The following is a 25408-nucleotide window of genomic DNA, read 5'->3' as shown; positions in this document are numbered from 1 at the left end:
TAGGGAGTCTCAGGAAATCGACGGTGAGGTGAACGTGAACGGCGGACGAACGGATTCCGCGGGGAAGCCGGTCAGAACCGGCCGCCGACCCCGATTCGTCCGGAACTGCCCGACCCGCCGAAGGAACCGGGACTGCGGCCACCGCTGCCGAAACCGCCGCCGAACCCACCCCCGAAACCACCACCGTGACCGCGGCCGGCCATCGTGCCGCGCAGGAAGCTGTCGACGAGGATGCCGCCGAGGACCGCGCCGGCTGCCGACGCGCCGTCGGAGCGGGGCTGCTGGGTCTGCTGCCAGCCGACCACATCGCCCTGCGCGGCCATCAGTGCCTGATCGGCCAGCGCGCCCGCCCGTCGTGCGGCATCGGCGGCCGCGAGGGGGTCACCGGTGGCCGACGTCTGGGCGCTCGCGAGCAGCCGTTGGGCCTCGGCCAGCCGGGTGCGTGCGGTGGCCTGCACGGCGCCGCGCCGTGTCGAGATGAAATCGTCGGCCGCGGAGACCTTTGCCTGTGCGGATTCGATGGCGGCCGTGACCATCTCGGTGCGGCGAGTGCGTTCGGCGGAGGCCGCACGGGCCGCGTCGAGCGCGTCGTCGAGCTCGGCGTCGGCGTCCACCAGCGCGGTGAACACGCCGAGCGGATCGGTGTCGAAGTTGTCGCGGGCGGCCGCCACCGCCTGTTGGGCGGCTGCCACCGCGGTCGCCAGGCCGGGCCCGCCGTCGGTGGACAGGCCCGCCGCCTCGGTCAGCTCGCCCTCCACCTCGGCGATGAGCGCGGGCATCCGCGAATGCGCGGCGGCGATGTTGTCGTCGGCGTGGTCGATGGCGTCGAGTAGCCGGCTCGCCTGCTCGATGGAGCCCTCGGCCGAGCGGATGTCGGCGACCGCGGGTCCCTGTTGGCCGGCAGGCGCGGTGATCGCGGCGCGGCCCTGATCAGCGCTCGCCTCGGCGAAGGCGATCTGGTCGCCGGCCAGGTCGACGTTGTGCAGGACCGACGCCAGGGTCTGCCGGCCGTGTTTGGCGATCAGCGCGTCCAGCTTCGACGCCGCCGGCTCCAGTCGGGCCCGCAGTGCGACGAGCTGCCGGGTGATCTCGTCGAATCGGGTGTCGGCGTTGATCAGCAGGTTGCGCATCTCGTCGAAGGCGGTCACCTGTGCGTCGAGGTCGTTGTCGACGTCGGTGCAGGTGGTGATGATCTGCACGAGCATCGAGCGTTGTTCGTCGGCGGTCTCCGGCACGTTGTCGTCGAGGCGTTGCCGCAGTGCGAACGAGTCGGCCAGTCCGCGGCGGGCCTTGTCCAGCGCCTGCGTGAACGGGGCGCACTGGGCTTCGCCGAACTCGCTCACCGCGAGCCGGAGTTCCTCGGCACTGGTCTGGATCGCGTTGTCGGTGTCGGTCAGCACCTCTCGGGACCACGGGTGCAGGACGTCGAGGGGCTGTGCGGCGAGCTGGTCGACGGTCAGCTCGTTCTCCCGCAGATGCGACAGATCATCCTCGATCTGCCGGCGCTTGCGCCGACGGCGGTAGACCAGCGCACCGCCCCCGCCGATGACGGCGGCGCCACCGACCGCGCCGGCGATGATGATGCCGGTGTAGGAGGGTTTCTTGACCGCGTCGATGCCGTCGGCGGCGGCGATTGCCGCACCCGCCCAGTCCCGGCTCTTGAGGGCGGGCAGGACGAGGTCGTTGGCGATGGTGTCGAGGTCGGACTGATCGAGCCCCACCGCATCGGGGTCGATCGGGAACAGGTCGTAGGACTGGTAGTCGGTGGCCACCGACAGCAGAACATCCTTGCTGCCGAGGCCGCTGCTCGTGGCGGTGCGGTTACCCCACTGCGCCGGGTCGAGTCCGTTGAAGTCCCGGACGTAGACCACCCACAACTGAATGCCCTGATCGCGGTAGAGCCGATCGATGCGTTCGGTGACCTCGGCCTCCTGGGCGGGGGTGAGTGCGTCGGCCGAATCCACCACGTGGGTCGCCATGTTGACCGGTGCTTCGGCCGACGACGGTCCGGCGCCCAGGAGGGTCGAGAACAGCAGGGTCGAGAACAGCAGGGTCGAGAACAGCAAGGCCATCGCGCCGAGGAGTTCGACGAGCAGAATCCGGCCGGTCAGGGCCGCGTGCCGGGGTGACGTCCGAACGACATGCATGGCCTCAAATCTAACGGGTGGACCCGATCAGCCGGCGTCCCGCCAACGGCACAGCGCGTCGAGAACCGAGAGGTCGTAGTCGGGCCCGGATGCGCCCACGGTGATCAGGGTGACACCGGCCTCGCGGAGCGCATCCGCTTTCTGCAGCGCTTCCTCGACGCCGCCGTCGCGCGAATCGACCGCAGCGGAGTGTTCGATGACCGACGGGTCGCGACCCACCGCTGCGCAATGCTCCTCGAGGATGCCGACCTTGCGCTTGTAGCTTTCCTCGTCGACGAAGTAGTGCCAGATGTCGGCGTGTTGGGCGACGTGGCGCAGCGTCTTCTTCTCACCGCCGCCGCCGATCAGGACCGGGATGTCGCGGGTGGGTTTGGGGTTGAGCTTGCCGAACCGATCGGCGATCCGCGGCAGCGCCGCGCCGAGGTCGTCGAGCCGGCCACCGGCGGTGCCGAATTCGTAGCCGTACTCGTCGTAGTCCTTCTGGAACCAGCCCGATCCGATGCCGAGGATCAGCCGGCCGTCGCTGATGTGGTCGACGGTGCGCGCCATGTCGGCCAGCAACTCGGGATTGCGGTAGGAGTTGCAGGTCACCAGCGCGCCGATCTCCACCCGCGTGGTCTGTTCGGCCCACGCGCCGAGCATCGTCCAGCATTCGAAGTGGGCGCCGTCGGGATCGCCGTACAGCGGGAAGAAGTGATCCCAGTTGAAGGCGACATCGACGCCGAGATCCTCGGCGCGGCGCACCGCGTCCCGGATGGTCGAGTACTCGGAGGCGTGCTGGGGCTGAAGTTGGACACCGATGCGCAGCGGGAATTCGCGTGAACTCATGACGACAGTCTGCCCACGGATCGCCTCCGCGTCGATGTCCGAATTCCGGTGACCCCGTTGACCGGGCACCCGAACACGTTCATCGTGTGTCGGATCGACCGCACCGTCGTCGCAGATCGGGTAGCAAGGACACCGTGAGCCTCCGTCCCGCCATCCCCGACCTCGAGACCCTGCGTCAACGGACGTCGGTCAAGTGGACCGCCTACCCCGACGACGTGCTGCCGATGTTCATCGCCGAGATGGACTTTCCGCTCGCGCCCGTCGTCGCCGATGCCATCATCGCCCGCGTACAGGAATCCGACCTGGGCTATGCCGGTGATTCCGGAAGTGCGGCAGCAGCTTTCGCCGGATTCGCCCAGCGGCGATGGGGCTGGCAGGTCGCGCCCGACGATGTCTCGCTGACCACCGATGTCAGCGTTGTGCTCGTCGAGGCCCTGCGCGTGGCCATCGCGCCCGGCGACGGTGTGATCGTCATGCCGCCGATCTATCCGCCGTTCTTCGAGATCGTCCCCGAGGCAGGCGGGCGCGTCGTCGAGGTGCCGCTGACCCACGACGACGCCGGTTGGCGACTCGACCTGGCCGGAATCGAAGCCGCATTGGGGGCGGGCGCCACCGCGATCCTGCTGTGTCACCCGCACAATCCGCTCGGCCTCGTGCACGCGGACGCCGAGCTTGCCGCGCTCGCCGAGCTTGCCGCCGCCCACGGTGCGACCGTCATCAGCGACGAGATCCACGCCCCGCTGGTCTATCCCGGCGTCGGGTTCACCCCGTTCCTCGACGTCTCCGACACCGCGCGACAGGTCGGGATCGCCGCGCAATCGGCGAGCAAGGCGTTCAACATCGCCGGCGCCAAATGCGCCATGTCGGTGGTCGCGTCCGAGCCGATGCGCGCCCTGATCGCCCGGCAGCCCGAGGAGGTGCGCTACCGCACCAGCATCCTGGGGCGCGCGGCCACCGAGGCAGCCTTCACCGACGGCGACGACTGGCTCGACGACACGCTGGCCCGCATCGTCGCCAACCGCGATCTGCTCGATCGCCTGGTGGCCGAACGACTCCCGGGTGTTCTCGTCCACCGGCCGTCGGCGTCGTATCTGGCGTGGCTCGATTTCCGTGCCACGGGCCTCGGCGACAACCCGGCCGGACCCATCTTGGACCGCGGACGGGTTGCCCTGCATCGCGGTCCCGACTTCGGCGCGGCGGGAAATGGCTTCGCGCGGTTGAATTTCGGCTGCTCACCCGAGATGCTCACCGAGGCGATCGACCGGATCGCCGATGTGATCGGCTGAGCCCGCGGGGCAGCTCAGCTCTGGCGCGCTCGGTGGCGTCGCACCGCGGCCCGGTTGGCGCACGCGGGTGAGCAGTACCGTTGGCGGCCGTTTCGAGAGGTGTCGGCATATACGCGCGGGCACGTGTCGGCGACGCACACGCCGAGCCGATCGATCCCGCGACCGGTGAGATGCATGGCCGTACCGACGCCGAGCAGCGTGGCGACCTGCCGCCACACCGGGACGTCGTCGTCGCGAAAGTGCAGATGCCAACCGGTTCCGAGATGATTGGTCATCCGCGGTGGGCAAGCATACCGGTCGAGTATCGAATTCATTTGCGCGGCACGACCGTTCTCGTCGGCGGTGGCGGCGACGAGGTACCAGAGGTCGAGGAATCGGCCAAGCCGTCGGTGGTCGTCGTCGGTCGGGGCGCCGACGAGCACGAATCCGGCCTCGACGCATCGTGTGGCGAGGTCGGCGGGGCCCGCCGGCCGGTCGTTGACGAGCGCGACGGCAAGCTCGACCGCATCCCGCCCGTAATGGTTGAAATGCACAATGGCATTACATCACGCTCGGGGTATAAACATTCACGAGCACCACTGGACCACGGTCTCCCGGCATCTGATCTCGACCGGGATGGTGATCTACCTGCGTTGCGAATGCGGCCGGGTTGCCGTCGAGATCTGCGACGCGGCGACGGCACGCTCGGCCGGGCGAGTTCTTGCCAACCCGGCAACCGGACTCGAAAACTCGCTCGTCCCCGGGCAGAGTCGAACCCATGAGTTCTGATCACACGGCCACCGGCCCCGCCCCGTCCGATCCGCACAGCGCAGCCGGGTGGGATGCGCGCTACTCCGAAGCCGACCGGCTCTGGACCGCCGACGTCAACCCGGCGCTCGTCGCCGAAACCGTGGACCTACCAACGGGAACCGCACTCGACGTCGGCTCCGGTGAAGGCGCCGATGCGCGCTGGCTGGCCGACCGGGGATGGCAGGTCACCGCAATCGACATCTCGCAGGTCGCCATCGACCGTGCCCGCGAGATCGACCCGCGGCCCGAGATCACCTGGATTCGGGCGGACCTGCGGTCCGACGACATTCCCGGAACGGATTTCGGACTTGTTGCCCTGCACTATTTTCCGATCACCAAGACCGACGCCGGCGTCGCCCGAAAACTCGTCAAGGCGGTCGGTGTGGGCGGCACGCTGCTCGTCGTCGCCCACGCGCCCGACGGTGTCCGCGCACACGGCTTCGACCCGGACGAGTACGTGCAGCCGAGCGACTTCACCGAGATGCTCGACGAGAACTGGGAGATCGTGACCGACGAAACCCGGGAGCGGGGCCGCGCAGCCGGCGGTGGACACCACACGCACGACGTGGTGCTGCGAGCCCGCCGCATCAGGTAGCCGTCCTGGCCAGGTGTCAGACCGGCGTGGGAACATACGTTCTATGCGAATCGAGCGCCGGACCCGTGATGACGCGTCGATCCTGCATGCCGATCTCGACTCCTTCTATGCCTCGGTCGAGCAGCGCGACAACCCGGAGCTCCGCGGCAAACCGGTGATCGTCGGTGGGGGAGTCGTGCTGGCCGCGAGTTACGAGGCCAAGGCCTTCGGAGTCCGCACGCCCATGCCCGGCCATGAGGCGCGTGCCCTGTGCCCACGGGCCATCGTGGTGCGGCCGCGCTTCGAGGCGTACATGGACGCGAGCAAGGCCGTCTTCGAGATCTTTCGGGACACCACACCCGTGGTGGAGGGCATCTCCGTCGACGAGGCGTTCCTCGACGTCGGCGGCCTCCGTCGGATCAGCGGGACACCCGAGAACATCGGCGCGGCACTGCGCCGCCGGGTCCGCGAGGAGGTGGGGTTACCGATCTCGGTCGGCGGCGCGCGCTCGAAGTTCCTCGCCAAGGTCGCGAGCGCGGTCGGCAAACCCGACGGGCTGCTGATCGTCGAACCCGGGACGGAGCTTGCCTTCCTGCACCCGCTGCCGGTCCGGCGGCTATGGGGTGTCGGACCGGTCACCGAGGCCAAACTGCACGACGCGGGGGTCAGCACCATCGGCCAGATGGCCGAACTCGGTGAGCGCGCCCTGCGTTCGATCGTCGGGCCCGCGGCCGGCCGACACCTGTTCGCGCTGTCCCTCGCGCAGGATCCGCGTCGAGTCGAGACCGGCCGTCGACGTTCATCGATCGGATCGCAACGCGCTCTCGGTCGTCGTCCCAAGTCCGAGGCCGACCTCGAGGCCACCGTCGTCGCGATCGTCGAACGACTCGGCAAACGATTGCGTACCGCCGAAAGAGTCTGTCGCACGGTGGTTCTCCGACTCCGCTTCGACGACTTCGCGCGCGCCACCCGCTCGCGCACCCTCATCGAGGCCACCGACCGCACCGACGCCATCATGATCGCCGCCCGCGGCCTGCTCGCCGACGCGATGCCCGTCATCCGCGACCGCGGCTGCACGCTCGTGGGACTGTCGCTGACCAACCTCGACGACCACGACTGCATCCAGCTGACACTGCCCTTCGAACGAGACCACGGTGCGGCACTCGACACGACGATGGACTCGTTGCGTGACCGATTCGGCCGTGACTCGGTGACTCGCGCCGTCCTGATCAACCGACACCACGGCGACGACGCCCCGATGCTGCCGGACTGACGCGAGTGCCGACGAACGATGACTGAGGACGGGCCCGTGGCGGGGCACCTCGGGACTATTCCCGAGGAGGGCCGTCAGGGGCCCGTCCTCAGTCATCGACCGAGGTGCATTCGCCGAGACCGGTGAGCGAAAAGCGCGAAACGCGTCTATTGAACGCAAGCGTGACTGTGACCTGGCTTACGCCGAGACTCCAATGTCAACGGCCTCACGCGCCGTCGCAGATGTTCCCCAGCCAGAATCGAGCAACGCAATGTTGGTAGCACTCGGACTCGGTATGGTCGCCACCTTCATGGTGCTGATCATCACCAAGCGGGCCACTCCCGTCGTCGCACTGATCCTCGTCCCGGTGGCCTTCGGCCTCTTCGCCGGCGCGGGCCTGAGTATCAGCGACATGATCAAGGACGGCATCGGTGATCTCGCCCCCACCGCGGCCATGCTGTTCTTCGCGATCATCTTCTTCGGGATCATGATCGACGTCGGACTCTTCGACCCCGTCGTCCGGGCGGTGATCCGCATGGTCGGTCATGATCCGGCCAAGCTCGTCGTCGGCACCGCCGTGCTGGCGGGAGTCGTGTCCCTCGACGGCGACGGATCGACCACGTTCATCATCACCACCGCGGCCCTGCTGCCGCTGTACCTGAAGCTCGGCGTCAGTCCGGTGGTCCTCACCGTGGTCGCCGGCCTGGCCAACGGCACGATGAACATCCTGCCGTGGGGAGGCCCCACCGCCCGCGCCGCGAGCGCACTGGGCGTCGACGCCAACGACGTCTTCGTCCCGATGCTGCCCGCTCTCGGCGCTGCGATGCTGGTGGTACTGCTCTTCGCCTACCACCTCGGAGTCCTCGAGCGTCGTCGCATCGGAAAGATCGAGATCCGCGAATCGATCCTGGCGCCGGCCCACGAAGAGGTGCTCGTGGGTGCGGGTGGGTCCGGCACCGACACCAGCACGGGTCGCCGCCGCAGCGGCAGCGCCGACCTCGGCGACGACGACGCCCCCGCCACCGGAGACCTGCACGTGCAGGAGTACAACGCCGACGGCGAGACCAGTTTCACCGGCGTCCTCGATCCCAACCGGAAGACGTTGCGGCCCAAGCTGTTCTGGGTCAACGCCGGACTCACCGTCGCTCTGCTGGCGATCCTGGGCGCCGACATCGTCGCCATCCCGGTGCTGTTCATGATCTTCGCCGGTATCGCGCTGGCGGTGAACTTCCCGCACGTCAAGGATCAGCAGGAGGCCATCACCCGGCACAGCTCCAGCATCGTGTCGGTGGTCGCAATGGTGCTCGCCGCCGCGGTCCTGACCGGAGTGTTCAACGGGACGGGCATGGTCGACGCGATCGCCCACTGGATGGCCGACGGTATTCCCTCCTGGATGGGCCCGCACATGGCCATCGTGATCGGCGTGCTCTCCATCCCGCTGACCTTCCTGATGAGCAACGACGCCTTCTACTACGGTGTGCTGCCGGTGATGTCGGAGACGGCGACGCGCTATGGCATCGATCCCACCGAGATGGCCCGCGCCTCGATCACCGGCCAGACGGTGCACATGCAGAGCCCACTGGTGCCGGCGATCCTGCTGCTGGTGGCACTCGCCGGTGTGACCCTCGCCGATCACCACAAGAAGGTGCTGTGGCGGGCGGTGGTGGTGTCGCTGGCGATGCTCATCGTCGGAGTCCTGGTCGGGGCCATCCCGTTCTGACCACCCGCCCTCGATCGCGACGACCCGGTTCCGGCGAACCGGGTCGTCGCGCTGGGTAGGCTCACGAGATGCGTTTGCGGACGCAGGTGCTCCTGCTGCAGCTCGTCGTCATCGCGGTGAGTCTGGCGGTCGGCTTCGGCTGGGTCGTTGTCGGCGCCGACGACCGCATCCGCGACGAGTACGCCCAGCGGGCCTTGGCGATCGCCCAGTCCGTGGCCAGCGACACCGAGGTGCGGACCGGCGTCGCAGCCACCACGGGCACCAACCTCGACCCGGCCGCGCTGGCCGCCGGACCGGTGCAGACACAGGCCAACGCCGTGCGGGAGCGCACGGGCGCGCTGTTCGTCGTCATCGCCAACCGCCAGGGCATCCGACTGGCTCATCCCGAGGACGCCGAACTGGGCAAACCCCTCTCGACCGATCCGACCCGCGCCTTGAGGGGCGAGGTCGACATCGCCACCGACCGCGGAACCCTCGGCGAGTCCGTCCGCGCCAAGGTGCCCGTCTTCGGGCCAGACGGGGAGGTGGTGGGCCTGGTCAGCGTGGGCGTCTCCACAGAGCAGCTCGCCGCCGACACCCGCCACGACATGATCGCCACCGGACTCATCGCCGCGGTCGCGCTGGGCATCGGCGCCCTGGGATCGATCCTGCTGGCCCGCCGTTGGCGTCGACTCACCCTTGGTTTGGAACCCGACGAACTCACCGCGCTGGTCCGTGAACGAGACGCCGTCCTGCACTCCATGGCCGACGGCGTGCTCGCCGTCGACAACGCCGGCATCGTGCGGGTGATCAACGACAAAGCGCGCGGACTGCTCGACATCGACGCCGCCCTCGGCACCCCGGTCGACCGGCTCGGACTGACCCCGCGGGTGCGAGCGGTCCTCGACGAGCCGACCCCCGACGAGGTCGCGGCGACGGTGGGTGACCGCATCGTGCTGGTCAGCTCGCGGCGTGTCAAGATCGACGGCCGCGACCTCGGCATGGTGCTGTCGGTGATCGACCGCACCGACGTGGAGAACCTGAGCCGGGAGGTGGATTCCATCCGGTCGATGAGTTCGGCGTTGCGCGCACAGCGGCACGAGACGGCCAACCGTATGCACGTTCTGGCCGGGCTGTTGCGGCACGGCCATGCCGACGAAGCTCTCGCCTACCTCGACGAGATCACCGGCAGCGGAACCGGCGCCCACCTCGACGGTCTCGAGAACGTCGCCGAACCCCACCTGCACGCGTTCATCGACGCCAAGACCAGTCAGGCGCGCGAACGACGGGTGGTCCTGCGGCTCGGTGAGCAGACCTGGGTCGAGGGCGTGCTCACCGAACCCGTGGTGGTGACCACGGTGTTGGGCAATCTGATCGACAACGCGATCGACGCCGCCGCGGACCGCCCGGTCGACAGCGATGAGCCCGGCGTGGTGGAGGTGGAGGCGATCGCCGACGGCACCGCCGTGATCATCTCGGTCGCCGACTCCGGACCGGGGATCTCCGTCACCGATCCCGACGCCGTCTTCGCCGAGGGCGTCACCACCAAGGCAGCCGGCGCTGTGCCCGGTGGCCGCGGCATGGGGCTGGCGCTGACCCGCCAGATCGCCCGGCGCATCGGCGGCGACGTGTGGATCGCCGACACCGGCGGCCAGAGCCGGCCCGCCAACCCGCTCGGGGCGCGGTCTTTGTCGCGCACCTACCGTGTGTTCTCGACATTCCGGAGACGCCATGACATCCGACCGCCCGGCGACATCGGACCGCCCGAGCAGCGGCGACCTCGCCGTCCTGATCGTCGACGACGACTCCCGCGTGGCCGCTCTGCACGCGGCCATCGTCGAGGCGATGCGCGGGTTCCGGGTGGCGGCCACGGCCGGATCGATCGCCGGCGCCCGGGCCGCCCTTGCCGATCACCCGCACGTCGACCTCGCCCTGCTCGACGTCTACCTTCCCGACGGTTCGGGCATCGACCTCGTCGGTGACCTCCCCTGCGACTGCTTTGTCGTCGGCGCCGAGACCGACGCCGCGGCGGTGCGCACCGCGATGCGCTCGGGTGCGCTCGCCTACCTGATCAAACCGTTCGACGACGCCGAACTCGCCCGCCGGCTCGCCGGCTACGCCCAGTACCGGCGCGTCCTCGATGCCGAACACGTCGACCAGCGGGCCGTCGACGGGGCGCTCTCGGCGCTGCGCTTCGGTACCCGGCCGGCCGATCGGGACGACCCGGGGTCGCCGACCGAGAAGCGCATCCTGGAGCTCTTCGCCGCCGCCGACGGGCCGCTGTTCGCCGACGACGTCTCTGCCGCAATCGGTGTCGCCGCCCCGACGGCCCGTCGCCATCTCGCCAATCTCGTTGCTGCCGGGAAACTCTCGATGACGCTGCGGTACGGCACCACCGGCCGTCCGCGGCAGGAGTACCGCCTGGCCCCGTGACCCCACCCCGCTGACCGTGCGCCTAACCTCAATCTTTCGTGAGGTGGCGGTCCCTTGTTGAGTGGCCCGGATGAGTGGTCTGAGGACTGAATTCCGGGTGTGGACCGTGGCGTGTTGCCCGAGGCGTCGGTGGGCGTCGGGGTTCACGGTCCCGAGGTGAAGCATCCTTTCTGGATCGATGATCGGATCGGGCCTGGTGGTCAGGCCGGCGCGGGAAGCGCTGCGAGTCTGGCTATTCCGTCGAGCAGGAGGTCGACGTGGGGTGCGTGGGCAGCGAGTTTCAACCGGGTTCGCCGCGCGTGGCGGGTGATCTTGGCGGCGATCGCGAACAGGCGATGGCGCAGTCGTTTGGGTTCCCACCGGCGGGCGGGGTGATCGGTGAACGCGAGCATCTGGGTCCAGGCGATCAAGTCGCAGGCGAGCATCACGATGGCACACCAGATGCGGTTGGCGTCGAATCCGTGCAACGGAAGGTTCGTCAGGCCACAGTCTTTGGCCGTGCGGATACGATCTTCGCAGCGTGCCCGACGCCGGTGACGTAGCTCGAGTGTGGCGAGTTGACCACGGCTGGTGTTGGTGGCAAATGCGGTGAGCCGCAACCCATCGTGGTCGGTGAACCGTAACTGCGCACCGGGATGCGGGCGCTCCTTGCGGACGATCACCCGCATCCCGGCAGGCCAGCCCGCCAGGTCGATCAGCCCGGTCAACTCGGCCACCCATGCCCCGTCGCGTTGCACGCCGTCAGCGTCGTAGGCCGGCGTCCACGCCTCGGGGCTGATGCGGTCGATAGTGGCCGCGGTCGTCTCGGTCAGTCCGAACCCCACCGAGTAGGCCAGGCGCCGGCGGGTGAGGTAGTCGAGGAATTCGTGGGTGCCGCCGGCTGAGTCGGTACGCACCAGCACCGACTTACCGACCCGATACCCGTGCACCTGCGGTAGCTGCTCGAGTGCGGCGGCGGTGACCGCGATGTGATCGGCAGCTGTGTTTGCACCAGCATTACCCGGTCGCAACTCGATCGCCAGGGGTTCGCCGGTGCCCTCGCTGCCGTGATCGACAAACGCGCACAACGGGTGAAACCCGAACCCCCGCTTGTAGGTTGGTGCCGCCTCCTCTTTCTCTTAATGCGCAGTGACCAAGGTGGCGTCGAGGTCGAGGATCATCGGATCATCGACGTCGACGTCATGATCGGGAGCAGCGGTACCGGCTGCCGACCAGCACGCTGCCCGCGCGCCAGCGCGGGCAGTCGTGATCGCCGACAGTGCCGCCGGCGCATCATCAGCCAACGTCGAGATCAGTCGTGACACCGTGGGGTCAGAGGCGACCTGACCGAACACCGCCGGGTCGGCGCGCAACTGGTTGATGTCAGCCAAACAGTCGCCACCGATCGCGACGGCCACGGCCAGATCAGCGATGATCTTGCCCGGGTCATGGGTCGCAAGGGGTTTACGCCACGGCGCCAACGCTTCGGACAATCGGCTGGTCAGACCCGTTTTCTCCGCGGCCCGCAGGACCACCGTGGCGCCGGCGTGCGACACCACCCCGGTTCCGGTGCCATCTGCAGACAGCATGGGGTAGGGCGACGTAGACTTACTCACCTGAATGGTGCTCCTCGATCTGGTCCGATTGATACCTTCGCAAGTTCAATCATCCCAGGTCAGGGCACCATTCTTCATTCACGACACGAAAAAGCGTGAAAGCCCGAGGCTAAACGCGTTAATCGTGCGGCCGAACACGTTCACGGTGCATCGCGAACGGAGAAATCCGAACGATCCTTACCCGACGGCGCACTACAGTGAACGCCATGACAATGCACGTGGATGCCAGTAACCCCGACCTGATCACCGTCGACGTCCCGACGCACTGGTACAACCTGGCCGCCGAACTCGACACCCCCATCCCCCCGCATCTGCACCCGGGCACCAAGGAGCCGGTGGGACCCGACGACCTCGTCGCGCTCTTCCCGAGCGGACTGATCGCGCAGGAGGTGTCCACCGAGGCCTACATCGAGATCCCGGAGCCGGTCCGCGAGATCTATCAGATGTGGCGGCCGTCCCCGTTGTTCCGCGCTCGTAAGTTCGAGCAGGCGCTCAACACCAAGGCCCGCATCTACGTGAAGTACGAGGGCGTGAGCCCGGTGGGCAGTCACAAGACCAATTCCGCTGTCGCCCAGGCCTATTACAACAGCGTCGACGGTGTCCGGAAGCTGACCACGGAAACCGGTGCGGGACAATGGGGAAGCGCGTTGGCATTCGCCGGTGCACAGTTCGGCATAGACATCGAGGTATGGCAGGTGCGGGCCTCTTACGACTCCAAGCCGTATCGCGGTTACCTGATCCGCACCTACGGCGGCACCATCCACCCGAGTCCCTCGGATCTCACCGAGTCGGGACGGGCGATGCTTGCCAAGGACCCGAACACGACGGGCAGCCTGGGGATGGCGGTCAGCGAGGCCGTCGAGGTGGCCGCGCAGAACGACGATACGCGGTATGCGCTGGGCAGTGTGCTCAACCATGTTGTCCTGCATCAGAGCGTCATCGGGCAGGAGGCCGTTGAGCAGCTCGCCGCCGTAGAACCCGACGGAGCCGACATCGTCTTCGGTTGTGCCGGTGGCGGTTCCAATCTGGCGGGCCTCTCATTTCCGTTCCTGCGCGAGAAGATCCACGGCCGATCGAATCCGCGGATCGTCGCCGCGGAGCCTGCCGCCTGCCCGTCGATCACCCAGGGTGAGTACCGGTATGACCACGGGGATGTGGCCGGCCTGACTCCGCTGCTCAAGATGCACACGCTGGGAATGGATTTCGTGCCGGACCCGATCCACGCCGGTGGTTTGCGTTACCACGGGATGGCACCCGCGCTCAGTCACACCGTGGCACTCGGTCTCGTGGAGGGTACGGCCATCAGCCAGCACGATGCGTTCTCGGCAGGCGTGCAGTTCGCCCGGACCCAGGGCATCGTCCCGGCGCCCGAATCCACTCACGCGATCGCGGCGTGTGCGGCACAGGTCGCCGACAACGACACCGAGCAGGTCGTCGTGATCGGCCTGTCCGGCCACGGACAGCTCGACCTGCCCGCTTACGCCGAGTTCCTGGACGGTGGCTTCTGACGCTATCGGCTTCGACGGTGACGCGGACGGTCGGTGTCGACCTCGCCGCGTCGCCGTCGAAAACCGCTGTCGCGGCGGTCGATTGGTCGAATAGCGGGGCCAAGCTGGCCGATCTCGTGATGCCGGCCGACGACGCCGCGATCCGCGCGATCAGCGACGGTGTGCAGCGGATCGGCATCGACGCACCGTTCGGGTGGCCAGACGCCTTCGTCGAGTTCATCAGCGCCCACCACCGGGGCCGGACCCCGTCGGGGAAGCGACTCGACGACGTCTCGCACCGCCGCCCGCTCGTCTATCGGCGCACCGACCTCGTCGTCGCCGGACTACCGAACGGCCGTCGGCCGCTCAGTGTCTCCGCCGATCAGATCGCCCACGTCGCGTTCCGGTGCGCGGGCCTGCTGGCCGATCTGGATGTGGACAATCGCGTCGACGGGTGGGCGGTGGAGGCTTATCCCGCTGCTGCACTGACCTTCTGGGGACTTCGTCCGCGTGGCTACAAACGAATCGAGAACCGTCCGGTGCGCGAGATCATGGTGGCCGAGCTCAGGGCCGCGGCACCGTGGCTGGAACTCGGTGACCATGCCCAGGCCATGATCGAGAACGACGACGTCTTCGACGCCGTGATCACCGCCCTCATCGCCCGCGCCGCCGCGTTGGGCCGCACCCGCCGGCCGGCACCCGAGGATCTTCCGATAGCGTTGCGAGAAGGGTGGATCCACGTTCCGGACAGCGGCCTCGACGAGCTGCCACTTTCCTCCCGTCGATTGAGCCGACCGGATCGCTAGCAGCGCCCTCGCATGCTCGGGCGTGGCGGCTCAACCAGCGGATGGTGGGCGTGGTTGGTGGCAGCGCGGGATTCACCAGTCAATCGGTCAGGGCGAGGCGCATGAGCACCCGCGGAAAGCCGGCGAGCACCGACGTCGTATCGGCCGCCCTGGTGAATCCGGCGTCCTCGAACAGTTTGCGCGTACCGACATAGGCCATCGTCAGATCGACCCGTGCGCCCTTGTTGTCCACCGGATACCCCTCGACGGCCGGCGCACCCTGATCGCGCGCGAAGTCCACCGCGCCGGCGAGCAGCGGGTGGGCGATGCCCTGTTTGCGGTGCCCGGGACGGACCCGCAGGCACCAGATGGACCACACGTCAAGGTCGTCGACATGCGGGATGCGGCGGTTGGTGGCAAAGGTGGTCGCGGCGCGCGGGGCCACCGCCGCCCATCCGACCACGTCGTCACCGTCGTAGGCCAACACACCCGGTGCCACGTCGTGCGTGCAGAGTTCACGGACGTACTCACCGCGGGCTTCGCGGGCAAGTTCACGGTTCAGTCTGTTCGGGATGCGATAGCTCAGGCACCAGCACACGTTGGCGTCGGGCCGTTTGGGTCCGACCATGGTGGCGACGTCGTCAAACACCGATGCGGGGCGAACGTCGATGGGCATCAGTTCACTCTCGTCGACGTCCGGCGCAACAGCAACCGCGCCGCATGTCCGCCTTGACCGGCCCCCTGAGGTGGCGTTACCGCGTCGCCAACGCGGGGCGATGCACCACTACCTGCGTGTTCACCGTGAACCAGGTGGCGTAACACGCAGGGTAACGCGCCCGAGACTGCATGAGGGGAATCATCGTCGTCATGTTGGCGAGCGCTCCCGAGATCTATGAAGCCGAGACCCCTGCGGCACCCCCCGGCCCCGCACCCAAGGACATGGTGTGGGTGCCTGGTGGGGTCTTCTGGATGGGGTCGGATGAGCACTATCCCGAGGAACGGCCGGCCCATCAAGTGAGCGTGGACGGGTTCTGGATGGATCGGAATCCGGTGACGGTGGCCGAGTTTCGCCGGTTCGTGAAGGCCACCGGATATGTCACCACCGCGCAGCAGCAACCTGATGCCGCCGACTTCCCCGACGCCGACCCCGACCTTCTGGTACCTGGCTCGATGGTGTTCACCCCACCCGACGGCCCGGTCCCCCTCGATGACTACCGACGATGGTGGTCCTATGTGCCGCGAGCCGACTGGCGACACCCAGAGGGACCGAAAAGCAATGTGGGGGAACGCAACCGTCACCCGGTGACCCACGTGTCCTACTTCGATGCGTGTGCCTACGCCCGATGGGCGGGTAAGTCATTGCCCACCGAAGCCGAGTGGGAGTTCGCGGCCCGCGGTGGCCTCGACCGCGCGGTGTACGTGTGGGTTGACGACCGCGAACCACACGGCCGGCCCGGCGGAAACGTGTGGCAGGGCCAATTCCCCTGGGAGAACCTGGAGACCGACGGCTACTACGGCACCTCGCCGGTGGGAAGGTTCCGCCCCAACGGATTCGGCCTGCACGACATGGCCGGCAACGTCTGGGAGTGGACGCGTGATCACCACACTCCCAGTCACGGCGAGAGCGGCAAGAATGTGGCCCCGACCGGCGCATGCTGCATCCTGCGCAATCCGATCCAGGAATCGGCTGCCCACTCGGACGAGACCTATGCCCGGCGCACCGTCAAGGGCGGCTCACACCTGTGCTCACCCAATTACTGTGACCGATACCGTCCGGCCGTTCGCCAGGGCCACACCGAGGATGCCTCGACCGGTCACATCGGCTTCCGCTGCATCCTCCGTGCCGAGGAGGTCGCATGACCACGCAACCCGTCTACGGCGCGGAGTCGATCGCGATCCGCGAAGGACTCGACGTCGTCCGTAAACGACCCGGGATGTACATCGGCTCCACGAGTTCGCGTGGGCTGCATCACATGTTGTGGGAGGTGGTCGACAACGGAGTCGACGAGGCGATGGCCGGGTAACGAGGCGTTGTTGCTGGCCGATCGGGTCGTGCTTCTCACGCATCGCCCGGCCCGCGTCGCCGACGTGCTCACCATCGAGCGGCCCCGCGACCCGGCGGCGGCCTTCGAAGAGGACTATCAGCGACGACGCCAGGCGATTCTCGAGTTCCTCGGGCACGCCCCGGTGGGCGCGCACTGATTCCTCGGCGCTTCCCTATCGCGGTCGTCGATCGGCCGTACCCTTGTAGTTTCCTGAATCTGAATCTAGCATCAGAAAAGCTGGGTCGTGAGCCCGGCCCGGTTCGGATTTCCCCAAGGAGACACGCAGATGGCGATGATGACCAGGGAGTCCTATATCGCGTCGCTCGACGACGGCCGCCGGATCTTCGCCGAAGGTGAAGAGGTCAAGGAGCTCGCGAAGCATCCGCAGTTCGCGACGGCGATCGAACTCGTCGGCGACGGATATGAGAAGCACTACCGCCCGGGTGACGACGCGAGCGGACAGTACTTCCAGATCCCGCGCAGCACAGCAGATCTCAAGGAGATCCTGCAAGAACTGCTGCACTGGGACATGGTCACGGTCACCACCAGCCAAGGCCTGCTGGCGTTGCTCACCGCGGCTGCGCGGATGCGCGCCGATCATCCCGAACTCGCCCACCGGATCGAGGAGTACTTCGAGTACTGTCGCCGCAACGACCTGCGGTGTGTGCAGCCCATCACCGACGCCAAAGGCGATCGCCGTCTGCCGCCAGGGGCGCAGGAAGACCCCGACGTCTACACCCGCATCGTCGAACGCCGACCCGACGGCATCGTCATCCGCGGCGCCAAACTGCACATCTCGTCGGCGGCCATCAGCCACGAACTCGTCGTCATGCCGACCTAGAACATGAAGCCCGGCGAAGAGGACTACGCGGTGGCCTGCGCCGTGCCGGTCAACGCGCCCGGCGTGCGGATCGTCAACACCAGCTACGCCCCCCGGGAACGCGAGGGCGACTTCCCGGTCAGCGCGCACCACAACATGCCGGAGGGCTTCATCCTCTTCGACGACGTGTTCGTGCCCAACGAGCGCGTCGTCCTCGACGGACAGACCGGTCACTCGGCGACCTTCGCCCACGCCCTCGGGCTGTGGGAGCGGCTCGGCGGTACCGCGCACATGTCCGAATTCGGGGATCAGCTCGTCGGCCTCGCGCAACTGATCGCCGAGGCCAACGGCACGGAGAAGATCGTGCACATCCGGGAGAAGATCGCCGAGATGGTCATCTACGCCACCATGGTTCGGTCCGGACTGGAGGCGGCGATCGCCAACGCGGAGGAGAGCCCGGAGGGCTGGTACTTCCCCAGTGAGCTGTACACGAACGCGGCAAAGCATTACGCCGCAGCCGATTACAGCCTGATGGTGCGCCACCTGCACGACATCGGCGGCGGTTCCATCCTCACCGCTCCCTCGTTAGCCGACCTCGACAACGACGAGGTGGGCCCGCTGATCAAGAAGTACATGCGCACCAAGGAGGGCGTCGACGGCGAGTACCGCACCCGCCTGTTCCACGCGATTCGCGACTTCACCGCTGACGCCTACGGCGGCTGGCAGCTGGTCACCATGCTCCAGTCCGGCGGCGGTCTCTACGCGCAACGCCTGGTAGCCCGTAAGCACTACGACATGGACAAGGCCAAGCGACTGGCCCTCGAACTCGCTGGTCTCGCATGACATCTGGCGTGGCCACCGCGGTGCCGCGCGACCTGGCCGGTTTCGCCGACCAGCTGCGGACGCGGCTCAGACCGCTCGCGGACGAGTTGGTCTCGGCACCAACCGAATCCGTCGACTCCGACCGGATCGCGGCGGTCGAGGAGCTGCGTGCCGGTCACGACGCGACGGTCGCCAACATGCGCAGGCTGCAACGCGCGCTCTTCGATGCGGGTATCGCGTCGCCGAGCGGACCGCGGGACCTGGGTGGGCTGGGTCTGACGTCGGCCCACGACACCGTGCTCGACACAGTGCTCGACGAGCTCGACTTTCCTTCGCGGGAAGCGCTTTTCGTGGGTCTCAACATCGTGGCACCGGCCCTGGTGCACCACGCGCCTGCCGAACTGCGTGAGCGGGTGGTGACCGGCCTCTACCGAGGTGACCTGATCGGTTGCCAGCTGTTCAGCGAACCCGGTGCCGGATCCGACCTGGCCGGGGTCCGCACCCGTGCGATGCGCGACCGACCGAGTTGGGTCCAACCAGGCCACGCGGTCGCCTCGGCCCACTGCGTGCCCGGCGAGTAACGCCGCACATCGGTCCGCGGCATCGTCGAGTTGGGCCCAGGTCAGCGTGCGAGCGGGATCGGTGAACGCGGGGACATCGGCCCGCTCCCGTGCATGACGTCGTACGGCCTCCTCGATCGTCTCCGGTGTTGGCATGGGCGTCCTCTCCGCGAAGCACAACAAGGCCTCACCTGAAGCTGACGCAAGATTCAGTTATTGTCAAGGGCGACTCAGCCCAGCATCTTCTTCTGCACCTTGCCCATCGCGTTGCGCGGGAGTTCGTCGAGAAAGCGGATCTCCCTGGGCCGCTTGTGATGTGACAGCTCCGAGGCCACCAGGTCGATGAGGACCTGGTCGTCAACCCGCTCACCGACCACGTAGGCGACGATGCGCTGGCCGAGGTCGTCGTCGGGAACGCCGATGACCGCGACTTCGCGCACGGACGGATGCGCCATCAGCACGGTCTCGATCTCGCCGGCACCGATCCGGTAGCCGCCGGACTTGATGAGATCGGTGGAGCGGCGTCCGACGATCCGGTGCATCCCGTCGGCGCCGATCACGGCGACGTCGCCGGTGGCGAACCAGCCGTCGTCGAGATAGCACTCCGCGGTGGCGTCGGGCCGGTTGAGATATCCGGTCGAGAGCATCGGGCCGCGCACATGCAGGTCGCCGACACTCTCACCGTCATGCGGGACGTCCTCGGTTCCCTCGCGCAACCGGGTCTCGACCCCGAGCAGCGGCAGGCCCACCCACCCGGGACGGCGCTCGCCGTCGGCGCGGGTGCTGACGGTGATCAGCGTCTCGGTCATCCCGTAACGCTCGACGATCTCGTGACCGCTGTGCGCGCGGATCTGCTCGAAGACCGGGACCGGGAGCGGCGCACTGCCCGAGACCAGAAGCCGGGCACCGGAGAGCCGTTGCGCTGCAGCAGTATCGGCGGCAACTCGATGCCACACGGTCGGGACACCGAAGAACATCGTCGCACCGGCGTCGGCGGCTGCCGCATATCCGTCCGGGGTCGGCTTGACGGTGTGGATCAGGCGGCCGCCGCGGCGTAGCGGACCCAGCACGCCGAGGATCAACCCGTGCACGTGGAACAGCGGAAGACCATGTGCCAGTGTGTCTCCCGACGACCACAGCCATGCCTCGCCGAGGGCGTCGAGTCCGGCGGCGATGGCGCGCCGGGTGATCGGCACACCTTTCGGCAGGCCGGTGGTGCCCGAGGTGTACAAGATCAGGGCGGTCGAGTCTGCCGGTGGCTCCGGATGCGAATGCCACGACCGCGCATACCGCCGCACCGGGATCGACGGCAACCCTGGTTGGTCGGACGCGCCGTCCGGTGCGGGACCGAGCCACGCCTGCGCACCCGAATCGGCCAGGATGTGCTCGAGCTCGCGCGGCCCGGAGTCGGGCGGTACGGGCACGACGGCCACGCCGGCGATCAGGCCACCGACGACCGCGAGGACGGTGTCGACGGTCGGCCGCGCCAGCACGGCGACGGTGTGGGCACCCCGGATACGTTCGGCGACCGCAGTGGCCGCGCCGATGAGATCCTCGCGGGACAGGTGGTCGTCGCCGATCACCACGGCGTCGGACAGGTCGGGTGCGTTGGGCAGCAGGGTCGGCAGGAGCAGCACCCCTGTCACTCTGCCACGAGCTCAGATGACCCGGCCCACGTCCCGCGCGACGATGTTGTCCAGCGCGCGTTCGGCGAGGGCGGCGATCGTCATCGACGGGTTGCATGCCGCGGAGTTGCCGGGCATCAGGGCGCCGTCGAGAACGTAGAGTCCGCGCTGTCCGTGGACCCGGCCGTCCAGGTCGCAGACGGTTTCCATACACGCGCCGCCGAGCGGATGCCAGGTGGAGTTCACCATCCCGTTGGTGTCCACCAGCACTGATCGCGGTCCCGCGATGCGTCGCACGGCGGGGCCGATGTGGCCGTTCTGGATGCTCTCGTCGCCAGTGGCCGGCCACCGCAGCCGGGCCTGATCGGTGCGGCCGTCGTAGGTGAAGTGGCCGCGGATGCGGCTGACCCCGTAGCCGACCAGCATCGTCGTTTTGGGGCCCAGCGGATTCGGCGGCATCGACGCCTGGATGACCGTGAACGCCGACGCCGGGTCCGACCAGTTCTTACTGCCGTAGACCACCGGTCCACCCTGTTTGGGTCCGTAGTCGGCGTCCGGGTCGGTCCAGGTGTAGATGCGGTCGGCGTTGGTTCCCCAGCCGCGGCCGAGGTCGTCGGGTAGGTCGCCGATGTGGCCGAGCCGCTCGGCACGCATCAGCAGGCGGGTGGTGTTCACGCTGCCGGCGCCCATGATCAACGTGGGCGTGGTGAGGATCTGCTTTTCGACCGCGCGGCCGGAGTCATCGAGCTTGTCGACGTGAACAGTCCACTGGCCGTTGCGGTTACGGAAGATCTCGGTGACGTTGCTGTGGGTGCGGACGGTGGCGTTGCCGGTCGCCTCGGCGGCCGCGATGTAGGTGACGTCGACGCTGAACTTGCCGCCGTTGTTGACGCCGAGCTGCCCGTCGCCGGTGGTGTAGGACGGGGTCATCTTGCCCTGCAACTCGGCGAGCGCGAAGTTCCAGTCGATGGGCATCGGGATCTTCGACAGCGGCATCCCCTCCTGCCGCACCCGCTCGGCGAAGTGGCGTGACGCGCGGTAGTTGGGGGAGTTCACCAGCGCGTCCGGCGCGGTGGCGAGCCGCAGCATGCGCGCCACACGCGGATAGTGCACGCGGTTCATCATCGGCCAATCCAGTGCCGCAGGGAAGTTGGCCTCGAAGACGTCGCGAGTCGGTTGCAGCGTCATGCCCTGATAGACCAGCGAGCCACCGCCCACGCCGGCGGCGCACACGCTGGTCATGTTGTCCCCGACGACCGTTTCCAGCAGTCCCACATAGGGTTCCACCGAGATTGGACGTCCGAAGATCTGCGACGCCGAGGTGCACCACAGGATGCGTTTGTCCGGATTGGTGGGGTCGGGAAACGTGTGGGCGTTGGGGCCGGTCCGCCAGCGCCGCCCGCGTTCGAGCACCAGGACCCGCACCCCCGCCTGAGCGAGTCGCAGGGCCGCGACGCCGCCACCGAATCCCGACCCGACGATCACCACGCGGTGTGATTCGCGGACGGTGCGTACTCGTGGTCGGGCTGAGGCGGTCGTGGACCCGATGGTGGTGCCGACGGTGGCAGCAAGACCGGCCGTGGCGACGACGGTGCCGGCTCCGGCCAGGAAGGAGCGACGAGACATGGACGTGTCAGCAGACACCGATTCCCCCAGTGTGTGAAGTGGATCTCCCCGAACTGAAATCCGAAACTAGACACTCTGTGGTGGTTGTGTCAAGAAATGCGTCGGTCCCTCACACTGCGAGGCGGATGCTCAGTCGGTGGTATCGGTGCGAAGTCGTTGCACGCCGGGTTCGATCCAGCGGCGCAGGAAGCGGCGCAACTCGTCGTCGGGCCGGTCGTCGAACAGCACGATCGACAGGCTCAGATGCAGCATCAGATCGGCCACGTCGTCGAGGTCGTCGAGGACGCCGTCGAGTGGTGAGAGGAATTCCAGCGCAATGGGTTTGGCGCGTTGCAGGACACCGGCGTCGAACAGGGGGTTGCCCTCGTCGGCCTGGAACATCGCCGTCAGTACCGGTGTGTTGCGGGCGAAGTGGCGGCCGGACATCACCAGTTCGATGAGGAAGTCGGTCGGGTTGTCGGTGGCCGCGGTACGACTAAGGATGTCGTGCGTCGCGGTCAGCGTGAGGTGCGCGATGGACTGGGAGACGAGGTCCTCGCGTGTCCCGAAGATCGAGTACACCGTCTGACGCGAGACGCCGGCGGCCTCGGCGACCGCGGCGATGGTGATCCCCGCGAAGCCCGACGTGCGGATCAGGTCGAGGGTGGCATCGATGATTTTTCCCCGGGACCGCATGGGGGCCATTATTCACGACACGCAAGCCGCGATCCGCCAGTTGGTAGCGCGCTCACGCCGAGCGGGCGAGGTGTTGCGCCCGATCGCGAATTCCCCGCAGCATCTTCTGCTCCATCACCAGCGAGGCCGGCTCCAGTGGGAGCATCCCGAGACGAGCCGGCAGTGAGTCGACGCGGAACCGATTTCGGCTGATCAGTCGCGTGGAGCCGGCCACCGGCTCCAGATGAAAAGCCCACACCCAGGAACCGTCGGCCGATCGCGTCACGAAGTCATGGCCGGGGTCGGCGATCTCGACGCGCATCACGTTGGGACCCAGCGCGATCTCCTCACCGACCTGGGTCTGCTGGAACTGGGGCAGGACGTGGTCGGCGCTGTGCATGTCGAGGCCAAGCAGATTGTCGATCCAGTCGTAGGTGTACGCGCCGCCGCGCGGGGCCGGACCCATCTGGGCGAGCCACGGATAGACGTGCTCGGGTCCGGCGTGAATGGTGATCGCCCGGGTGGCCACGCCGTCCGCGTCGTCGAGCAGTTCGTCCCCGGGCAGCGTGGCAGCCACCTCCGCGGGGGTCGCGCCCCGGTGCAGAATCCACGGTCGCAACACGTGGAGATAAGCAGAAACGGCCAACGCCGACCCTCCCATGACCGCTACCGTCGCACCCAACGCCCTCATGACGTCGCCTCCTGCCATCATCGGCGGCCATCGCGTCGGCAGCGGACGGCGTCCGCACCCGCGCCGCCATACCTCCAGTGTGTGCCGTGATGCCCACCGGTGTCATGGGCCGAAGGTCCGCGGTCCGGCCGCCGGCCGACTGCTGCTCAGGCCGTGTGACGGGTGCCGGTGGAGGCCACCCAGCCGTCGGCCATCAGCCGCAGGAGCATCTGGGCCTTGTTGCCCACCGGAAGGCCAGCATCCTCATATCGACGGGCAACCCGTCGATAGTGTTCGCGCACAGTGCTTTCCGCAATCTGATGCTGTCGGGAGGTCTGACGCAACGTGGCACCCAGCGTGTAGGTGCGCAGGATCTCGAGCTCCCGCTCGGTGACGTGCACGGGCGTGCGGGTGATGACCTCACCGACGAGACCGGTCAGGAAGCGGCCCAGGCGGCCGGCCGCGTCGGGCGCGCTTTCGGGGATAGCGGTGATCGTGGGATCGCCGACGATCGCTGCGTGCCGGTACCCGGCGTGCAGCAAGGCAACAGGCAGGCGTCGTGAACCGCCACGGGTCCTGGCCAGGCGGAGCCCGTCGACCGAGCGGACGATCACGGCGTCGGGAGAGTCGGTGCCCGCGCGGTCCGGGTGGTTGATGTCGACGAGGTCGAAGCGGCAACCTGCGCGTTCGGTGAGCGACGCCAGTGCGGTGTCGTAGATGTCGCGATGGCCGATGATCGCGACCATCGGCTGCCGACGTCCGGGGAGGGGGGAGGCGGGGTTGGACATACGTTCCTCCAGAGGTCGAAGTGGGTCGACATCGAGCCTGCTGGACCGGGACGCGCAAGTCAGCGGTTCTTGCGACCAGAACAGGTCGAGATTGGGTCGCCGGTCACCCAAATCGGTCATCTGAATGCGCGATTACGCACGAGCGCGTCCAATCAGGCAAAATTGCGCACGTGTTGGAAGGTCTGCGCATCTTGGTCGCGTCCCCGCTGGGGCACGTCGTGGCGCCGCCGCTGAGCGCGGCATGCGAGGGTGGCGCGGTGGTCGTGGCCGCCGACGAGGACGAGTTCGCCCGCGCCGTCGCCGGGCGGGTCCGCTACGACGTGGTCGTCGCCGACCTGATCTGGAACGACCCGGAGCTCGAATGGAGCTTCGACGGCCTCGACGTCATCGACGCGCTGCGCAAACACGACCGCCTGGCACCGGTGATTCTCGCGACCCAGGGCCACGGTATGGAACGCGACCATCTCGACGAAGCCCGGTTGCGGCCGGAGGTCTCGGGCGTGGTGGCCAAGTCCGACGGCTTGATGCCGCTGATGACGGCCATCCGTGCGGTCGCCTTCGGGCAGCGACTGCCCGACACTCACATCGACCGGCCCCGCGTACCGCTCTACGAGCTGTTCGTCGGGCAGCGGGGACACACCGCCGGACGGCTGGCCGGGGCCATCGCATCCGGCGCGGCGTCGGACAACGCGTCGCTGGCGCGCGCGGCCAAGGTCTCGCCGAACACCGCCAACAAGGTCACCAGCCACTACCTCGGCCCGATCATCGAGCGTCGGGGCGAACACGACGAACGGCTCCCGATGACCCAATCCGCGGTCTACCGGTGGTGCGGACTGCACGCCCGCTACATCGTCAGCTGGTGCCGACGACATGGGCACGCGGATGTGCTCGACGGGCGGTTGTAGGTTCAGCCGTGTCGGTCC

General features: G+C 67.9%; 23 protein-coding genes and 4 pseudogenes. 16 read left to right on the top strand and 11 right to left on the bottom strand.

The features are described 5' to 3' along the window. Positions 1–71 precede the first annotated feature (71 nt). A complete protein-coding gene (locus GBRO_RS23770; protein WP_012836379.1) occupies positions 72–2147 on the bottom strand; it encodes a TPM domain-containing protein in 2076 nt (691 codons plus the stop codon). A 27-nt stretch (positions 2148–2174) separates the two neighbouring features. Further along, entirely contained in the window at positions 2175–2975 is an 801-nt protein-coding gene (locus GBRO_RS23765) for an LLM class F420-dependent oxidoreductase (RefSeq protein ID WP_012836378.1), read from the bottom strand. A 134-nt stretch (positions 2976–3109) separates the two neighbouring features. Between GBRO_RS23765 and GBRO_RS23760 the strand changes: the two genes are divergently transcribed. Next, positions 3110–4261, top strand: coding sequence for a MalY/PatB family protein (locus tag GBRO_RS23760; RefSeq protein ID WP_012836377.1), 1152 nt, complete (start codon positions 3110–3112; stop codon positions 4259–4261). A 14-nt stretch (positions 4262–4275) separates the two neighbouring features. Here the strand turns inward: GBRO_RS23760 and GBRO_RS23755 are convergent, their stop codons facing one another. Continuing rightward, a complete protein-coding gene (locus tag GBRO_RS23755; RefSeq protein ID WP_012836376.1) occupies positions 4276–4794 on the bottom strand; it encodes a CGNR zinc finger domain-containing protein in 519 nt (172 codons plus the stop codon). Between the two features lies 1 nt (position 4795). Here GBRO_RS23755 and GBRO_RS23750 point away from each other — a divergent pair, with 1 nt between their 5' ends. The 6 genes and pseudogenes from GBRO_RS23750 (at position 4796) to GBRO_RS23725 (ending at position 11008) form a co-directional block, all read left to right on the top strand. Next, a complete protein-coding gene (locus GBRO_RS23750; RefSeq protein WP_041920077.1) occupies positions 4796–5029 on the top strand; it encodes a hypothetical protein in 234 nt (77 codons plus the stop codon). Then, the gene (locus tag GBRO_RS23745) at positions 5019–5645 is read left to right on the top strand and encodes a class I SAM-dependent methyltransferase (protein WP_012836375.1); all 627 of its coding nucleotides are present in this window, start codon (positions 5019–5021) and stop codon (positions 5643–5645) included. Before GBRO_RS23750 ends, GBRO_RS23745 begins: the two co-directional genes overlap by 11 nt. A gap of 43 nt (positions 5646–5688) precedes the next feature. Beyond that, entirely contained in the window at positions 5689–6897 is a 1209-nt protein-coding gene (gene dinB, locus GBRO_RS23740) for a DNA polymerase IV (RefSeq protein WP_012836374.1), read from the top strand. Between the two features lie 250 nt (positions 6898–7147). After that, complete coding sequence (locus GBRO_RS23735) at positions 7148–8596, top strand: CitMHS family transporter (RefSeq protein WP_012836373.1); 1449 nt, start codon at positions 7148–7150, stop codon at positions 8594–8596. A gap of 68 nt (positions 8597–8664) precedes the next feature. Continuing rightward, positions 8665–10310, top strand: a pseudogene (locus GBRO_RS23730) (ATP-binding protein). Continuing rightward, positions 10307–11008 (top strand): response regulator, encoded by a 702-nt coding sequence (locus GBRO_RS23725; RefSeq protein WP_012836372.1) that lies wholly within the window; start codon positions 10307–10309, stop codon positions 11006–11008. The pseudogene GBRO_RS23730 and the gene GBRO_RS23725 overlap by 4 nt, the downstream one beginning before the upstream one ends. A 200-nt stretch (positions 11009–11208) precedes the next feature. Here GBRO_RS23725 and GBRO_RS23720 read toward each other — a convergent pair. Then, positions 11209–12603: pseudogene (locus GBRO_RS23720) on the bottom strand (IS1380 family transposase). A gap of 206 nt (positions 12604–12809) precedes the next feature. Here GBRO_RS23720 and GBRO_RS23715 point away from each other — a divergent pair. After that, a complete protein-coding gene (locus GBRO_RS23715) occupies positions 12810–14111 on the top strand; it encodes a TrpB-like pyridoxal phosphate-dependent enzyme (protein ID WP_012836371.1) in 1302 nt (433 codons plus the stop codon). Between the two features lie 17 nt (positions 14112–14128). Then, positions 14129–14896, top strand: coding sequence for a DUF429 domain-containing protein (locus GBRO_RS23710; protein ID WP_012836370.1), 768 nt, complete (start codon positions 14129–14131; stop codon positions 14894–14896). 79 nt (positions 14897–14975) lie between these two features. On the opposite strand, the gene GBRO_RS23705 is transcribed toward GBRO_RS23710, so the two are convergent. Continuing rightward, complete coding sequence (locus GBRO_RS23705; protein WP_012836369.1) at positions 14976–15551, bottom strand: GNAT family N-acetyltransferase; 576 nt, start codon at positions 15549–15551, stop codon at positions 14976–14978. A 263-nt stretch (positions 15552–15814) separates the two neighbouring features. Here GBRO_RS23705 and GBRO_RS23700 point away from each other — a divergent pair, with 263 nt between their 5' ends. The 6 genes and pseudogenes from GBRO_RS23700 (at position 15815) to GBRO_RS23690 (ending at position 19143) form a co-directional block, all read left to right on the top strand. Further along, on the top strand, positions 15815–16735 hold the full coding sequence (locus GBRO_RS23700; RefSeq protein ID WP_041920831.1) for a formylglycine-generating enzyme family protein: 921 nt from the start codon (positions 15815–15817) through the stop codon (positions 16733–16735). After that, a complete protein-coding gene (locus GBRO_RS25610; RefSeq protein WP_012836367.1) occupies positions 16732–16899 on the top strand; it encodes a hypothetical protein in 168 nt (55 codons plus the stop codon). Before GBRO_RS23700 ends, GBRO_RS25610 begins: the two co-directional genes overlap by 4 nt. Positions 16900–16927: 28 nt before the next feature. Continuing rightward, positions 16928–17077, top strand: a complete 150-nt coding sequence (locus GBRO_RS25605; protein WP_227892821.1) for a hypothetical protein — start codon at positions 16928–16930, stop codon at positions 17075–17077. A 129-nt stretch (positions 17078–17206) separates the two neighbouring features. Then, positions 17207–17941: pseudogene (locus GBRO_RS27280) on the top strand (4-hydroxyphenylacetate 3-hydroxylase N-terminal domain-containing protein); the annotation flags it as partial. Continuing rightward, the gene (locus GBRO_RS27275) at positions 17927–18583 is read left to right on the top strand and encodes a 4-hydroxyphenylacetate 3-hydroxylase C-terminal domain-containing protein (protein WP_227892910.1); all 657 of its coding nucleotides are present in this window, start codon (positions 17927–17929) and stop codon (positions 18581–18583) included. The pseudogene GBRO_RS27280 and the gene GBRO_RS27275, both read left to right, overlap by 15 nt. Next, a complete protein-coding gene (locus GBRO_RS23690; RefSeq protein ID WP_012836365.1) occupies positions 18580–19143 on the top strand; it encodes an acyl-CoA dehydrogenase family protein in 564 nt (187 codons plus the stop codon). Before GBRO_RS27275 ends, GBRO_RS23690 begins: the two co-directional genes overlap by 4 nt. Before the next feature lie 3 nt (positions 19144–19146). On the opposite strand, the pseudogene GBRO_RS27635 reads toward GBRO_RS23690, so the two are convergent. The 6 genes and pseudogenes from GBRO_RS27635 to GBRO_RS25600 all read right to left on the bottom strand — a co-directional run. Next, positions 19147–19278 (bottom strand): annotated as a pseudogene (locus tag GBRO_RS27635) (hypothetical protein); the annotation flags it as partial. A 74-nt stretch (positions 19279–19352) separates the two neighbouring features. Further along, positions 19353–20756 carry an acyl-CoA synthetase gene (locus tag GBRO_RS23685; RefSeq protein ID WP_041920829.1) on the bottom strand — a complete coding sequence of 468 codons (1404 nt, stop codon included), beginning with the start codon at positions 20754–20756 and terminating at the stop codon, positions 19353–19355. 24 nt (positions 20757–20780) lie between these two features. Beyond that, complete coding sequence (locus GBRO_RS23680) at positions 20781–22373, bottom strand: GMC oxidoreductase (RefSeq protein ID WP_012836363.1); 1593 nt, start codon at positions 22371–22373, stop codon at positions 20781–20783. A 129-nt stretch (positions 22374–22502) separates the two neighbouring features. Next, a complete protein-coding gene (locus tag GBRO_RS23675) occupies positions 22503–23048 on the bottom strand; it encodes a TetR/AcrR family transcriptional regulator (protein WP_041920076.1) in 546 nt (181 codons plus the stop codon). A 52-nt stretch (positions 23049–23100) separates the two neighbouring features. Beyond that, the gene (locus GBRO_RS23670; protein ID WP_012836361.1) at positions 23101–23718 is read right to left on the bottom strand and encodes a hypothetical protein; all 618 of its coding nucleotides are present in this window, start codon (positions 23716–23718) and stop codon (positions 23101–23103) included. Positions 23719–23864: 146 nt separating this feature from the next. After that, entirely contained in the window at positions 23865–24485 is a 621-nt protein-coding gene (locus GBRO_RS25600) for a helix-turn-helix transcriptional regulator (RefSeq protein ID WP_012836360.1), read from the bottom strand. 170 nt (positions 24486–24655) lie between these two features. Here GBRO_RS25600 and GBRO_RS23660 point away from each other — a divergent pair, with 170 nt between their 5' ends. Beyond that, positions 24656–25390, top strand: a complete 735-nt coding sequence (locus GBRO_RS23660; RefSeq protein ID WP_012836359.1) for an MSMEG_1198 family transcriptional regulator — start codon at positions 24656–24658, stop codon at positions 25388–25390. Positions 25391–25408: the final 18 nt, after the last annotated feature.

Source organism: Gordonia bronchialis DSM 43247 (assembly GCF_000024785.1).
Lineage (GTDB): Bacteria > Actinomycetota > Actinomycetes > Mycobacteriales > Mycobacteriaceae > Gordonia > Gordonia bronchialis.
This window is presented reverse-complemented; position numbering and strand designations above follow the sequence as displayed.